This is a genomic window from Bradyrhizobium sediminis, assembly GCF_018736085.1.
Classification (GTDB): Bacteria; Pseudomonadota; Alphaproteobacteria; order Rhizobiales; family Xanthobacteraceae; genus Bradyrhizobium; species Bradyrhizobium sediminis.
Window position 1 is genome coordinate 4,925,493 of record NZ_CP076134.1, and the last position, 13,742, is coordinate 4,939,234.

The window sequence follows — 13,742 nt, forward strand, 5'->3', positions numbered from 1 at the left end:
CCTCAGCGAGCATTCCCGATGTCCGATTTCAAACAGCTCAGCCGCTCGGTCAAAGGGTTGAACGTTTTCGTCACCGGAGCGGCCAGCGGCATGGGCCGCGCCACCGCGCGGGTGTTCGCGGCCGAGGGCGCCAGCGTCGCGGTGACGGATTATTCGGCCGAAGGCGCCATGGCCGTTGCCGATGCGATCGTGGCGAGCGGCGGCAGCGCCAAAGCCTGGACGCTCGATGTCGCCAGCGCCGACGACATCAAGACCGTCGTCGGCGCCGTCGCCGCGCATTTCGGCGGGCTCGATATCGTCGTCAACAATGCCGGCATGTCGGTGCGGGTGGCGATCGACGACGACGGCTACGACGAAGCCTGGGCGAAGGGACTTGCCGTGATGCTGACGGCGCACCAGCGCATCATCCGCGCCGCGCTGCCGCATTTGCGCCGGTCGAAATCGCCGCGGATCGTCAACATCGCCTCCACCGAGGCGCTCGGCGCCACCGCCTTGCACAGCCCCTATTCGGCGGCCAAGGCCGGCGTCGTCGGGCTGACCCGTTCGCTCGCGGTGGAGCTCGGCCGCGACGGCATCACCGTGAACTGCATCTGCCCGGGTCCGATCAGGACCGCAATAACGGAGCGGATTTCGGAGGAGCACAAGGCGATCTATGCGAGGCGCCGAACCGCGCTCAACCGCTACGGCGATCCCGAGGAAGTCGCGCACATGACGCTGAGCCTGTGCCTGCCGGCAGCCTCGTTCCTGACCGGCGCGGTCATCCCGGTGGACGGCGGCCTGATGGCCCGCAACGCCTGACGGCGGGCATGCGCCGGGCGCCGTTGACACGGCAGGGTCAGGGAGTAGTTTTTTCTCCAAGCAGGGTGGAGCAACCGCCTGGTTCAGGAGAAACGCCCATGACGGTCACGATCCGGCAACTTCACCCGCATTTTTTCGGCGAGGTTTCCGGCGTCGATTTGCGAAAACCCCTGACGCCGCAGGAGGCCAGGGACATCGAAGCCGGCATGGACAAATACGCCGTGCTGCTGTTCCGCAATCAGGACATCACCGACGAGCAACAACTGGCGTTTGCGCTGAATTTCGGCGAGCGCGAGAATGCGCGCGGCGGCACCGTCACGAAGAAGGAAGATTACCGGCTGACGTCCGGGTTGAACGACGTCTCCAACCTCGGCAAGGACGGCAAGCCGCTGCCGAAGGATCACCGCACCCACCTGTTCAACCTCGGCAACTGCCTGTGGCATTCCGACAGTTCGTTCCGCCCGATCCCAGCGAAATTCTCGCTGCTGTCGGCGCGGGTGGTGAACCCGAAGGGCGGCAACACCGAATTCGCCGACATGCGCGCGGCCTATGACGCGCTCGACGACGACACCAAGGCCGAGATCGAGGACATGATCTGCGAACACTCGCTGATGTATTCGCGCGGATCGCTGGGCTTCCTGGATTACACCGAGGAAGAGAAGCAGATGTTCAAGCCGGTGTTGCAGCGGCTGGTGCGTACCCATCCGGTGCATGGCCGCAAGTCGCTGTATCTGTCGTCGCATGCCGGCGCGATTCTCGGCATGAGCGTGCCGGAGGCGCGGCTTTTGTTGCGCGACCTCACCGAGCACGCCACGCAGCCGGAATTCGTCTACGTCCACAAATGGACGCTGCATGACCTCATCATGTGGGACAACCGCCAGACCCTGCACCGGGTGCGCCGCTACGACCAGTCGCAACCGCGCGACATGCGCCGCGCCACGGTGGCCGGCACCGAGCCCACGGTAGCACAGCAGGCGGCGGAATGAGTAATACCAACGGCCTCAAGGAATGACCGTCGCCCAGGTTCTGGATGTGATTGAGGCAACGCGCTCGGGGTCGTCGGCGAAGAAGCGCCAAGCAGCGCAGGATTTGTCGACAATGTCGTCGTAGCTTTCGAACACGGTGATGGCGAGTTTGTTGCCGCGCAGATATTCCCAGACATTCTCGACCGGGTTCAGCTCTGGAGCGTAGGGCGGCAGGCGGACGAGCGTGATGTTGCTTGGAACGGAGAGACGCGCCGCGACGTGATAGCCTGCGCCATCAATGACGAGCGCAGCATGTGCTCCCGGCGCAACACGGCGGCCGATTTCGGCCAGATGCATGGACATGGCATCGGTATCGGCGGCGGGCAGGACGAGCGCCGCCGTAGCTCGGCGTTGCGGACAGACGGCGCCAAAAATGTAAGCCCACTCGTAGCGTTGGTCGCGTGGCGCACGAGGCCGTGTTCCTCGCTTGGCCCAGACGCGGGTCAGCGTCCCTTGCTGGCCGATGCGGGCTTCGTCCTGGAACCAGATTTCGATGGGTTTGTCTTTCGCGCGGTCGGGGAGTTGCGCCGCGACCGTTGCGGCAAAGTTTTTTTAAAGGCCTCCTGGGCTTCTTCGTCGGCCTGCGGATGGCGCGGACGCACCGAGAGCCGGCGGTAGCCGAGCTTCGCCAGCACCTTGCCGACCGAGCGTTCATGCAATGCGACGCCAAAGCGCCGTTGCAACTCGTCGCGCAAATCCACGCGCCGCCAGCGCACTACCCCATGGCGAGCCGGATCGGGCCCGGCCTCAACCAGCTTGGCCAGTTCGGCTTGCTGCTCCGCTGTGAGTTTTGGCGTGGGACCTGGCGTCTTCAAATCGTGCAGGCCGTCCAAGCCCTCAGCGTTGTAGCGATGCACCCAATCCCGCAGGGTCTGGCGATCCATGCCGCAGCTCTCCGCCGCCGACTTGCGATCCATCCCATCGAGCACCATCGCAAGAGCCAACATCCGCCGTGCTGCTGAACCATCCTTCTCCCGGCCCGCCGCCGCACGAAGGTCCTTTGCCGTCAAATCAAGCCGTAGGATCCTAACCGCTCCACCCATCGATGCTGCTCCTCTCAAAAGCAAACATCGAGTCAGAGTTTCTCTGATTTGGGAATCCCAAAATGAGTCAAAAGCCGCGGCCGTTGGTATAAGGTCTACTGCACCCTCAACGCCCATGACATCATACGCGGGCTCGACCCGCGTATCCATCAATGAGAGTCTTTGCGAAGTAGCTGGATTGCCGGGTCAAGCCCGGCAATGACGACGACACTTACGCATGCCCCGCTTCGTTCGACAGCATGCCCGGATCGATACCGATCTTGCGCAGCGCGCGCAGGTATTTTTCCTCGACATCGCCGCCGAAGATCAGGTCCGGATCGGCGTCGCAATGCAGCCAGCCATTGTCCTGGATTTCTGTTTCCAATTGTCCCGGCGCCCAGCCGGCATAGCCGAGCGCGAGGATCGCGTGTTTCGGCCCGGCGCCTTTGGCGATCGCCTTGAGAATATCCACGGTCGCGGTCAGGCAAATGCCGTCGTCGATCTTCAGCGTCGCATCCTGGATGAAGAAATCGCTCGAATGCAGCACGAAGCCGCGGCCGGTCTCGACCGGGCCGCCTTTCAGCACCTTCATGCTCTCGGCGTTTTCCGGCAGCTTGATCTGGTCGGCCTTCTGGATGATGTCGAGCTGCACCAGCAATTCGGGAAAGTCGATGCTGCCGGCCGGGCGATTGACGATGATGCCCATGGCGCCTTCGGAGGAATGCGCGCAGAGATAGATCACCGAACGCTCGAAGCGAGGATCGCCCATCACCGGCATGGCGATAAGGATCTGGCCATCGAGATAGCCGCGATGGTCCGAATCGTCGCTACGGCCGGCGGCGGTGTGGCTGGTCATCCTCGGTGTCTTGCCTTCAGGGCCCATCCGCAAGGACTCTCATGTGGGTACATATCCTGATATTGGGTGCCGGTTCTGTCAATCAAGCTCGGCGCCGGTTTTCGTCGCAGATCACAAGCAATTCAATGGTTTGCCGCCTTGGCTGCCTGTAAAGACGTCTCATGATCGTGATAGTTCCCCTGCGGGCCGCGCTCGGCCTGGCCGCCACAATGTTGATGTCATCGCTGGCGATCGAGGCCTGCGCCCAGGATTCCTCGCCGTGGCAGCGGGATGATCATTCCGCGGTGCGGCTGCTGGCGGGATCGCGCAGCGGCGCGGTGCTGCTCGGCGGTATCGCCTTCCAGCTCCAGCCGGGCTGGAAGACCTACTGGCGCACCCCGGGGGATTCCGGGGTACCTCCACGCTTCGATTTCTCGAAATCGGAGAATGTCGAAGCCGTGACCGTTCTGTGGCCGGCCCCGATGAAGTTCGACGACGGCGCCGGCGGCACCTCGCTGGGCTACAAGACCCAGATCGTGCTGCCGCTGCGGATCGTCGCCAGGAACGCCGACAAGCCGGTGAAACTGCGCGCCGAGATCAGCTACGCGGTCTGCGAGAAGCTCTGCATCCCTGTCGAAGCCAGGGCCGAACTCGCCTTCACCAGCGTGGCGAGCACCGAGGACAGCGCGCTGTCCGCAGCCCTCGATACCGTGCCCAAGCCCGCCAATGTCGGCGATCCCAACCCGATGACCATCCGCGACGTCAGGCGCGACGGCAAATCCGGCGTGCTGGTCGACGTCGTGGCACCCGACGCCCGCGACGTCAGCCTGTTCGTCGAAGGGCCGACGCCGGACTGGGCGCTGCCGGTTCCGAAGCTGCTCGAAGGCGGGCCCCCCGGGGTCAAGCGCTTCGGCTTCGAGCTCGACGGCCTGCCGCCGGGCGCCAAGCCGGAGGGCGCCGCCCTCAAACTGACCCTGGTCGGCGGCGACCGCGCCTACGAATTCAATGTCAATTTGAATTAGCCCGGTGTCGTCCCGGCGAACGCCGGGAGACCGAATCTTAACGAATAGTTGATAGGTCCGCATCACCGCCGCGCCCGACGCGGCTTCAGGGACTTGCCGCCTTGGCCGTGATGGACACTCAATCCGCATCAGCTTCGCCTGCAGGCGCGATCACGCGGCTGCGGGGCATGCTTGCCGGCTTTCTCGGCGGCTCCAGCGACGCTTCCGTGACCAGGCGGCTCGCCGGCACGGTATTCATCATCCGCGTCGTCAGCGCCGCCATGGCCTACCTTTCGCAGATCCTGCTGGCGCGCTGGATGGGCGGCTCGGATTACGGCGTCTATGTCTACGTCTGGACCTGGGTGCTGCTGCTCGGCAGCATGATGGATTTCGGCATCTCCGCGTCGGCGCAAAAGATCATTCCGGAGTACCGCGCCGGCGGCGACGACGCGCTGCTGCGCGGCTTCCTGTTCGGCAGCCGCTGGCTGACCTTTGCCGTTTCCACAGTGGTCTCGGTGCTGCTGGCAGGCGTCGTGAAGCTGCTGTCGCCGTGGATCGATGCTCATGCGGTGGTGCCGCTTTACATCGGCTGCCTGACGCTGCCGGCTTTCGTCGTCGCCAATACCCAGGACGGCATCGCGCGCTCGCATGACTGGATGCGGCTCGGACTGATGCCGCAGTTCATCATCCGGCAGTCGCTGATCATCGGCCTCACCGCGGGTGCGTTCGCGCTCGGCTTCAACCTCGGCGCCACCGCGGCGATGCTCGCCAGCGCCGCCGCGGTCTGGATCGCCATGATCGGGCAGATGATCGTGCTGAACCGCCGGCTCGACGGCGAGGTCAAGCCCGGCGCCAAGGCCTACGACTTCCGCGGCTGGCTCTCGATCTCGCTGCCGATCCTGCTGGTGGAAAGCTTCTACCTGCTGTTGTCCTACACTGACGTCCTGGTGCTGCAGCAATTCCGCTCGTCGGAGGAAGTCGGCGTCTATTTCGCCGTGGTGAAGACGCTGGCGCTGGTGTCCTTCATTCACTATGCGATGGCGGCGACCACGGCGCACCGTTTCGCCGAGTATCATGCACTCGGCGACAAGGCGCGGCTGTCGGCCTATGTCGCCTATGCGATCCAATGGACGTTCTGGCCGTCGCTGGCCGCCACCATCCTGCTGCTGGCAATGGGCAAGCCGCTGTTGTGGCTGTTCGGACCGCAATTCGTCGTCGGTTACGACATCATGTTCGTCGCGGCCATTGGCCTTGTGGTCCGCTCGGCGATCGGCCCGGTCGAGCGGCTGCTCAACATGCTCGGCCATCAGCTGATCTGCGCGCTGGCCTATGCGCTGGCGTTCGCGATGAATGTGGCGCTCTGCGTCGCGCTGGTGCCGCGGTTCGGCGGTCACGGCGCCGCCGCTGCGACCTCGGCCTCGCTCATCTTCGAGACCGTGCTCCTGTTCTGGATCGTGCGGAAGCGGCTCGGGCTCCACGTGCTGGCGTTCGGGAAGGGCAGCTGAACTCGTCATGCCTGGACTTGATCCGGGCATCCATCTCCTTCTCAAGACTCGTCATTTGGCGGATTGCCGGGTCAAGCCCGGCAATGACGAACTTGTTCCCTACGCCGCGGTCCAGCCGCCGTCGATCGACAGGTTGGCGCCGGTGATTTGCGCCCGGAGAAAAGCTTCAAGGAGTACTCAGGCACTGCTCAAGCTTGTGGTGTAATGCCTCCTTGTCGATGGCGCCGTGTGCTCCGATGGCCACGATCTGTGTTCGAGGCCGACGCTTCCCCCACGCGTCCTCTAACGAAATGTCCACGCGCCGGCCGACCACCTGCAACACCGCGCGGCGCTCCGGGGCGTCGGCCGAGTAGATCACGCCTTTGGCGCGGTAGACGTTCGCCGCCAGCTTTGACGCCGCCTCGCGCAGCGCCTCTAGCGAGAGAGGCTGGTCAGTCTCGTAACTCCAAGTGCTGAAGGCTTTCGAGTGGTCATGGTGGTGTTCGCGATTACAATTGGGGTCACCACAGTCGCGGGGCTCCAACTCGTGCAGACTCGAACCCACCCGCGTTGGGGCGAATCGGCCAACGGAAAGCAAGACCTCCAACGGCACGTTGCAGTGGCTTGCTTCGATGAGCCGGTAGCGATGGAAGCGGCTGTCCAGCCACTTCTTGATCTTGCCGATCTGGTCGCCGCCCACCAGGTCTACCTTGTTCAGGATGATCATGTCGGCGCACGCCATCTGGAAGATCTTCAACTCCATCATCTCCGGCGCGGCAAACACCTGCTCGCCATCCACCACGCACAGGATGCAGTCCAGCCGAATGCGGTCGCGCAAGCCGGGATTGTTGAAGGTCATGGCAATGCCGGATGGTTCGGCCACGCCGCTGGCTTCCAGCAGGATGTATTCAGGCTGTTCCGGCCGCCTGATCGTCTCCATCACCGTCTCGATGAGGTCGTCGCGGATGGTGCAGCAGATGCAGCCGTTGGCAAGGCTGATGACGTTGCTCTCGACACCTACGACAAGTTCGGCGTCTATGTTGATTGCGCCGAAATCATTGACCAGCACGGCCACCTTCAGACCGTGATCGCCGTTGAGGATGCGGTTGAGCAGCGTTGTCTTGCCTGCGCCAAGGAAGCCAGTGAGGATGGTCACCGGGATCGGTGACGGGCTGACCGCGGAGTCGTGATCAATATAGTCCATCGCCAGCATACTCCTCACTGACGCAACCCCACCGCACCACGGGAGCTGGCCGACGTTCTCGCTATTTCTTCGGTGCCTGGCCGCCGCCGAGAAAGTCAGCTATGTCGATTTTCATCTCCGCCGGCATCCGGGCCCATTGCCGCATCTGGTCCTTCGGTGTGAACAGCGCGGGATCAATCTCCAGGTCGCGAATCGACTGCTCCTGATTGGCCAAGAACGGGCTTTTCACCGTCATCTCAGTCGGCATGTTGCCGCCGAAATTGTTCTTGATCATCCATTCCATGCTCGGGCGGGCGACGTTGGACGTCTCCGGCAACGCGGCCTCGCGGATCCAGATACGATCCTTGGTGACATTGACCACGGTGTGATCGATGCCGAACGCGAACATGCCCTTGTAGTGCATCCGGACACCGGCGGTCATCTCGCCGATCAGTTCGCGGTCGAAGGAGACGTGCGTGGCCATCGCGAGCCGCGGCTGCACCAGGTTCGCGAGGTAGCCGACGGCATAGTGCATCGTGTGGAAATTATCGATCGTCCAGGCCCCGATATAGGGCGAAACACCCTGCTTCAAGGCCCACAGGCTGACCATGTCCACGGCCATCTCGGTGACGAACACGTCGACGTTCTTGGCATACTTGGCGGTGAGCTGGTCCGGCTTGCCGTCGCCGGTCCAGACAAAGGAAAGCCCGTTCCAGTCGAGCCGATAGGCGGAGGCACCGTCGGCGGCGTGCGAGCGCCGCCAGTGGGTCACCTTCACGCCATCCTTGTCGTAGCAGACGCCACCGTCGTCCCTGAAGTCGAACTCGGTGACCTCGATCTCGTAGCCGTCCGCCATCGGCATGCCAGCCGCCTGGTGCGAAGTCCAGGCGCCCATCTTCTCCATGTGTTCGCACATCGCCCTGGTGCCAAGCGCCGCGGTGCGGCCCGAGGGGCCAATGACACGCAACGGTTTCCAGCGGCCATTGAAGGGAGCGAATTGCCACAGATAAGGTATGTCGGCGTAGTGATCGAGGTGCAGGTGCGTCAGAAAGATATCGTTGATTTCCGGTACCGGCACCTGGTTGGCGATGATATTGCGCAGGCAGCCGGGACCGAAGTCGAAGAAGAGCCGCTTGCTGGTGCCGAGTTCCACCATGATGCAGGTGCCGGCCTGCGAGAGCCGTGGCGGCCAGGGCTGGCTGCCCATGAAGATGATGCGCATCTCGTCCGGGCCGAGCGGCTCGCTCTGCGGGAAATAGTTGTTGCGGTTCTTGACTGACGGCGTCGGCAGATAGTAGGGCGGCATCGAGATGCCAGCGCCGGGAGGCGCCCCGTATGCATTCGTTTCGCCGGTCGCGGGCTTGTTTTCCTCGGCAGCCTCCGCCGAAGCCACGCCTGCTGCCATGCCGGCGGCGGCAGGGCCAACCACCTTGAGCATTTCACGCCGGCTAAGAGTGAGTCGCTCCGTCTTTTCTTCGGGTTCCACGACCATCCCTTTCCGTCTTTGATTTATGGGGAAGAGTCGCCAGCGCTCACTTATCGCCGAGCTTGACGACGACTTTCTCGATCTTGCCGGTGAATTTGAATGGCACGTCGTAGTCCTCGCTTACGGGCGTGCCAGTGTCTTCGCCCACATCAAATGTTTCATCCAAGCTGAAGCGCCCGGGTATGGTTGCGTTGATGCGGCCCGCAGCGACCTGTTTGCCGTCTACGCTAAGCGTCCCGGTGCCGCCCTTGCCGATGCCGCCGCCGTCATATTTGAAGTCAAAGACGACGTCGTGCTTGCCGGGCGTAAGGGCATCTTTGGCCACAATATTAAAGTGCGCGACGTTCGCCAGATTGTAATGGAAAATCGGCTTTCCGTCCTTGAACATCAGCGCGTAGCCGGCGGAGAGCCCCCCATGCGTCAGCACAACGCCCTGTTCTCCTCCCTTCGGGAGAAGCACGCTGGCCGCGATACGGAACGATTTGTTCTTCACGTCGGGCGCCGCACCCTCGGGAATGCGCGCAAGGCTTCCGTAGTAGGTGAACTCGGTGCGTCCGCGGGTCAGGCTGGGACGAAGGGCCACGTCCATTCGTGCAACCTTGCTGTCGTCCAGAGGTAACACGTTATACTTGGCGGCCTCCGCATAGAACAGCAACTGGAGTTCCCGGAGTTTGTCAGGGTACTTATCCGCGAGGTTGACGGCTTCGCTGAAATCTTCGGCGACGTTATAGAGCTCCCACTTGTAGCCGCTGACGACATCGACCGGCGCTGCGTTGAACGGGTCCTCCCAAGGCGCAAAGTGCGGAGTCGTACCGGCCAACCAGCCATCGTGATAGATGCCGCGGTTGCCGAACATCTCGAAATACTGCGTCCGGCGAGTGGATGGCACTTTGGGATCGTCGAAGGTGTAGGCCATGCTTACGCCCTCGATGGGCTTCTGCGCCACGCCGTTGACGATAGAGGGCTGTTGCAGACCGGATACGTCCAGAATGGTCGGCACGATGTCTATCGTGTGATGCCACTGCGGCCGGATGCCGCCCGCGTCCTTGATGCGGGCAGGCCAGGAAATGACCATCCCGTTACGTGTGCCGCCATAGTGCGAGGCGATCTGTTTGGTCCACTGGAAAGGCGCATCCATGGCATGGGCCCAGCCGGTCGGGTAGTGGTTATGGGTTTTCCACGTGCCAATATCCTCTTTGCGTTTGAGGACCTCTTTGTAATCCTCTTCGATTCCGTTCAGCGTCGCCATTTCGTTGAGCGACCCCTGCGTCATGCCCTCGGCGCTGGCGCCGTTGTCGCCGACGATATAAATGACCAGCGTGTTGTCGAGCTGGCCCAATTGCGCAATTGCATCCACGACCCTGCCCACGTTGTAGTCCGTCTGGGAAAGGTAGCCGGCGTACACCTCCATCATGTAGGCAAAGAGCTGTTTCTGTTCAGCGTTGAATGAATCCCAAGCCGGTATACCCTGGCTGCGCTGGGTCAACTGAGTGTTGGCCGGCACAATGCCCAGCTTCTTCTGCCGCGCGAGGGTTTCGTCGCGCACCTTGTCCCAGCCCTGGTCGAACTGGCCCTTGTATTTTGCAATCCATTCCTTCCTCGGGTGGTGCGGCGAGTGGGTGGCCCCGGGAGCGTAATAAAGAAAGAACGGCCGGTCGGGGGCTACGGCCTTTTGGTTGCGCACCCAATTGATGGCCTGGTCCGCAATGTCGTAGTCGAAGTTATAATCCGGGTTGCCAAGGTAAGGCTGAATAGGCTTGGTTCCTTCGAACACCGCGGGTCGCCACTGACTGGTTTCCGCGCCTACAAAGCCATAGAAATGCTCGAAGCCAAGAGCAGTCGGCCAGAGATCGAATGGCCCGGCTTGGCTGCTCTGCCAGTCCGGCACATTGTGGTTCTTGCCAAACCAGGCGGTGTTCCAGCCTTTTTGCTTCAGGATTTCGCCGACGGTCGCGGTGTCCTTCCCCATCAGGCTGTCGTAGCCGGGAAAGCCCGTGGCCTGCTCCATGATCACTCCGGTATGCGCCGAGTGGTGATTGTGCCCGGTCAGCAGGGCCGCGCGGGTGGGCGAGCAGAGCGCCGTGGTGTGGAACTGGGTGTAGCGCAGGCCGCTCTTCGCCAGCTGTTCCAGCGTCGGTGTCTCTATGGGGCCGCCGAACGTGCTCGATGCCCCAAAGCCGACGTCATCCAACAACACTACCATGATGTTGGGTGCGCCTTTGGCGGCCTGCACCGGCACTGGAAAATCGGACTTCGAGTCTTTGGCGCTCAGCCCAATCTGCCCCTTGAAGGGCGCCGGTGGCGTGGGCAGCACTTCCTGCGCCGATGTAACGCCGCTGAAGAGTGTCGCGACAGCCAGCACCAGTCCGGCTGCCGTCCAAGAGCGTGCCTGGTAGAGCGTCGCGCGCGTTGGGTTCATGTTGTGGGTGCGCATGGCAACACCTCTCTCCCAGCAACGATTACCCCGCGGGGACAACAAAGGGCCTTGGCATGAATCAAGCTGCCGGGAATTCAGAATTCCAGATCAGCCGGGCAGCGGACGAGAGATCCCAAGCTTGCCCTCACAATAGCGCAATCTATAGCTTGCCTTCACAATAGCGCAGTCTATCAAACAGAACCTTCTGTATCGCCCGTGAAGTTGCACCGCATTGATCTGCATCAAGGACAACTGTCGAACACGCAATTTGGGTGACCTCGCCTGCATATTAGAACTTGATGAAAAATGTCGGACGTGAGTCCGTAAAGCGTCGAACATGGGCCAAGCACTGCTCATCGATCTCAATGAGTGAGCGCACGCCCAAGTTCCCTATTGATCTCGCGCCAACTGGTCCGGCCTTTGGCCGGCCGGATGACAGGCTCCAGCGGGCGATCCAGCAATCGCCGTTACCGCAATTCTCCTCTAGAGTTGCAAAGTACCGGATGCTTCCTGTGACGGCCCTACGCTGCGGTCCAGCCGCCGTCGATCGACAGATTGGCGCCGGTGATTTGCGCCGCGTCGTCGCCGCACAGGAACAGCGCCAACGCCGCCACCTGCTCGGAAGTCACGAACTCCTTGGTCGGCTGCGCTTGCAGCAGCACGTCGTTGATGACCTGTTCCTTGGTCAGGTTGCGCGCCTTCATGGTGTCGGGGATCTGCTTCTCGACCAGCGGGGTCCAGACGTAGCCGGGTGAGATGCAGTTGCAGGTGATCTTGAAGGTCGCGAGCTCCAGCGCCACGGTCTTGGTCAGGCCGGCGATGCCGTGCTTGGCCGAGACGTAGGCCGCCTTGAACGGTGAGGCCACCAGCGAATGCGCCGAAGCGGTATTGATGATGCGGCCCCAGCCGCGCTTCTTCATGCCCGGCACCGCGGCGCGGATGCCGTAGAACGCCGACGACAGGTTGATCGCGATGATCGCTTCCCACTTCTCCGGCGGAAACTCCTCGATCGGCGACACGAACTGGATGCCGGCATTGTTGATGAGGACGTCGACCGATCCGAAGGTCTTTTCGCCGAGCGCGACCATTTCGGCGATTTCCGCAGGCCTGGTCATGTCGGCGGGCGAATGCACCGCTTTGACCTTGAAATCCTTCTCGATGCCGGCGCGCTCCTTCTCGATGTCGGCGGGCGCGCCCATGCCGTTGAGAACGATATTGGCGCCGGCGCCGGCAAAGGCGCGCGCATATGCCAACCCGATGCCGCTGGTCGAGCCGGTCACAACGGCGGTCTTGCCTGTCAACGTACCCATTCCGTCTACTCCTTTTTGCCGTCGAGGGGCCCGGTACCGTCCCTCGTGAGATCGTAAGTCACCATGGTCTCGCCGGATTGCGGTTGATCGAGCCAGTCCTTGTGGCGCATCGACAGGTGAACGTCGCGCGTGCCCGCGCCCCAGTGCTCGACCATGCCGACGCGTGAAAAATCGTAATCCTTGGAATTGGATTCGTGGTTCTTGCTGCGGTAGATCAGATGCACCACCGTAACGGTGCTTTCCCTGGCGGCTTCGCAGAGAATTTCGACCGACGGATCGTTCCTGAGATAATCCGGCAGCTTGCCGATCAATTCGCGCAGCGCCTTGCGGGTGTTGTGAACCTGTTTGTTCTTGTCGGTGTTCATCCTGGTGCGGCTGGAGAAGCGGATGTCCTTCTCGCGTTCCGCTGCCTCCAGCAACGACACCGGCAGCGGACCGCGGGCGCTGAACAGGTCGACCTGGAAGATCAGGAGGTCGCGGTCGAGCTCCTCATCCAGCACGTAGTCGAGCGGCGTCTGCGCCTGCGCGGGCGTTCGTACTGGCGATGGATGGAGGCTGTCCGTCATGACATCAGATCAACTATCAGAGAACGTCGTACCGTGGCGTCAGTTGGCGACGGCGTCAATCATCGAAGCCGCGCAGCAGGATCACGCCGCGGTTATCGCGCCTATGTTGATGCAAGAATGAGCGTCCAGAATACCTTGTACTTGGTATTTGGAGCATAGATCGCCGCGATGCCCAATTTTGTGACACCGTTTTTCAGCATGTTGGCCTTGTGCGGAGGCGAGTCGCGCCAGCCGGAAAAAGCTTCCGCCAGGGTGTGATATCCGGCCGATACGTTTTCGACCGCCATCGTTGCCGGGTATCCGGACCCGTTCAGCCGCTTGGCCAGGGGACCCTTGACGTCGTGGTCGAGCTTGTTGCGTTTGGCCATCGCCTGCGACTGCTGCTCGGCGAGCTTCATCAGTTCGGGATCGACCGCCACGGCGCCGAGGCCGTTGTTCTGCCTGTAGAGCGAGATCATGGAGGCTGCCGCCTGCGGATCGAGCGTGGCCCCGCCATTGGCCATGCTGAGATACATGATCGGCTGATCCGGAACCGGCGCGTCCCCGACGCAGCCGCCAAGCGCCAATAGCCCGATAATGGCGATGATCGCCCGCATGATTCGAGATTCCCCCAACC

At 62.3% G+C, this 13,742-nt stretch carries 11 protein-coding genes and 1 pseudogene; 4 read left to right on the forward strand and 8 right to left on the reverse strand.

The window, feature by feature from the left end; genetic code table 11:
• Positions 1–18: 18 nt before the first annotated feature.
• Positions 19–798 carry an SDR family NAD(P)-dependent oxidoreductase gene (locus tag KMZ29_RS23730; protein ID WP_215621464.1) on the forward strand — a complete coding sequence of 260 codons (780 nt, stop codon included), beginning with the start codon at positions 19–21 and terminating at the stop codon, positions 796–798.
• Between the two features lie 98 nt (positions 799–896).
• The gene (locus KMZ29_RS23735; protein WP_215621465.1) at positions 897–1,784 is read left to right on the forward strand and encodes a TauD/TfdA dioxygenase family protein; all 888 of its coding nucleotides are present in this window, start codon (positions 897–899) and stop codon (positions 1,782–1,784) included.
• 15 nt (positions 1,785–1,799) lie between these two features.
• On the opposite strand, the gene KMZ29_RS23740 is transcribed toward KMZ29_RS23735, so the two are convergent.
• Positions 1,800–2,866, reverse strand: a protein-coding gene (locus KMZ29_RS23740; RefSeq protein WP_215620268.1) for an IS630 family transposase whose coding sequence is annotated in 2 segments (ribosomal slippage) — positions 1,800–2,377 and positions 2,377–2,866 — 1,068 coding nt in all. Because the reading frame shifts where the segments join, the coding sequence is not laid out codon by codon here.
• A 211-nt stretch (positions 2,867–3,077) separates the two neighbouring features.
• Positions 3,078–3,701 (reverse strand): YqgE/AlgH family protein, encoded by a 624-nt coding sequence (locus KMZ29_RS23745; protein ID WP_249779775.1) that lies wholly within the window; start codon positions 3,699–3,701, stop codon positions 3,078–3,080.
• Positions 3,702–3,862: 161 nt separating this feature from the next.
• On the opposite strand from KMZ29_RS23745, the gene KMZ29_RS23750 reads away from it, so the two are divergent.
• Both KMZ29_RS23750 and KMZ29_RS23755 read left to right on the forward strand, forming a co-directional pair.
• The gene (locus tag KMZ29_RS23750; RefSeq protein ID WP_215621467.1) at positions 3,863–4,702 is read left to right on the forward strand and encodes a protein-disulfide reductase DsbD domain-containing protein; all 840 of its coding nucleotides are present in this window, start codon (positions 3,863–3,865) and stop codon (positions 4,700–4,702) included.
• A gap of 110 nt (positions 4,703–4,812) precedes the next feature.
• The gene (locus tag KMZ29_RS23755) at positions 4,813–6,186 is read left to right on the forward strand and encodes an oligosaccharide flippase family protein (RefSeq protein ID WP_215621468.1); all 1,374 of its coding nucleotides are present in this window, start codon (positions 4,813–4,815) and stop codon (positions 6,184–6,186) included.
• Between the two features lie 166 nt (positions 6,187–6,352).
• On the opposite strand, the gene KMZ29_RS23760 is transcribed toward KMZ29_RS23755, so the two are convergent.
• From KMZ29_RS23760 to KMZ29_RS23785, 6 genes and pseudogenes are all read right to left on the reverse strand, one after another.
• Positions 6,353–7,369 (reverse strand): CobW family GTP-binding protein, encoded by a 1,017-nt coding sequence (locus tag KMZ29_RS23760; protein WP_249779776.1) that lies wholly within the window; start codon positions 7,367–7,369, stop codon positions 6,353–6,355.
• A 61-nt stretch (positions 7,370–7,430) separates the two neighbouring features.
• On the reverse strand, positions 7,431–8,786 hold the full coding sequence (gene gntH / locus KMZ29_RS23765) for a guanitoxin biosynthesis MBL fold metallo-hydrolase GntH (RefSeq protein WP_215621470.1): 1,356 nt from the start codon (positions 8,784–8,786) through the stop codon (positions 7,431–7,433).
• Between the two features lie 94 nt (positions 8,787–8,880).
• The gene (locus tag KMZ29_RS23770; RefSeq protein ID WP_215621471.1) at positions 8,881–11,268 is read right to left on the reverse strand and encodes an arylsulfatase; all 2,388 of its coding nucleotides are present in this window, start codon (positions 11,266–11,268) and stop codon (positions 8,881–8,883) included.
• Between the two features lie 503 nt (positions 11,269–11,771).
• The gene (locus tag KMZ29_RS23775; protein ID WP_215621472.1) at positions 11,772–12,560 is read right to left on the reverse strand and encodes a 3-hydroxybutyrate dehydrogenase; all 789 of its coding nucleotides are present in this window, start codon (positions 12,558–12,560) and stop codon (positions 11,772–11,774) included.
• Positions 12,561–12,565: 5 nt separating this feature from the next.
• Positions 12,566–13,081: pseudogene (locus KMZ29_RS23780) on the reverse strand (DUF3734 domain-containing protein); the annotation flags it as partial.
• Positions 13,082–13,227: 146 nt separating this feature from the next.
• Complete coding sequence (locus tag KMZ29_RS23785) at positions 13,228–13,722, reverse strand: CAP domain-containing protein (RefSeq protein ID WP_369810046.1); 495 nt, start codon at positions 13,720–13,722, stop codon at positions 13,228–13,230.
• Positions 13,723–13,742: the final 20 nt, after the last annotated feature.

Bases quoted from the DNA above. Each gene is read 5' to 3' on its own strand.
- KMZ29_RS23730 (WP_215621464.1), top strand. From the start codon at position 19: ATGTCCGATTTCAAACAGCTCAGCCGCTCGGTCAAAGGGTTGAACGTT.
- KMZ29_RS23735 (WP_215621465.1), top strand. From the start codon at position 897: ATGACGGTCACGATCCGGCAACTTCACCCGCATTTTTTCGGCGAGGTT.
- KMZ29_RS23745 (WP_249779775.1), bottom strand. From the start codon at position 3,701: ATGACCAGCCACACCGCCGCCGGCCGTAGCGACGATTCGGACCATCGC.
- KMZ29_RS23750 (WP_215621467.1), top strand. From the start codon at position 3,863: ATGATCGTGATAGTTCCCCTGCGGGCCGCGCTCGGCCTGGCCGCCACA.
- KMZ29_RS23755 (WP_215621468.1), top strand. From the start codon at position 4,813: ATGGACACTCAATCCGCATCAGCTTCGCCTGCAGGCGCGATCACGCGG.
- KMZ29_RS23760 (WP_249779776.1), bottom strand. From the start codon at position 7,369: ATGGACTATATTGATCACGACTCCGCGGTCAGCCCGTCACCGATCCCG.
- gntH (WP_215621470.1), bottom strand. From the start codon at position 8,786: ATGCTCAAGGTGGTTGGCCCTGCCGCCGCCGGCATGGCAGCAGGCGTG.
- KMZ29_RS23770 (WP_215621471.1), bottom strand. From the start codon at position 11,268: ATGCGCACCCACAACATGAACCCAACGCGCGCGACGCTCTACCAGGCA.
- KMZ29_RS23775 (WP_215621472.1), bottom strand. From the start codon at position 12,560: ATGGGTACGTTGACAGGCAAGACCGCCGTTGTGACCGGCTCGACCAGC.
- KMZ29_RS23785 (WP_369810046.1), bottom strand. From the start codon at position 13,722: ATGCGGGCGATCATCGCCATTATCGGGCTATTGGCGCTTGGCGGCTGC.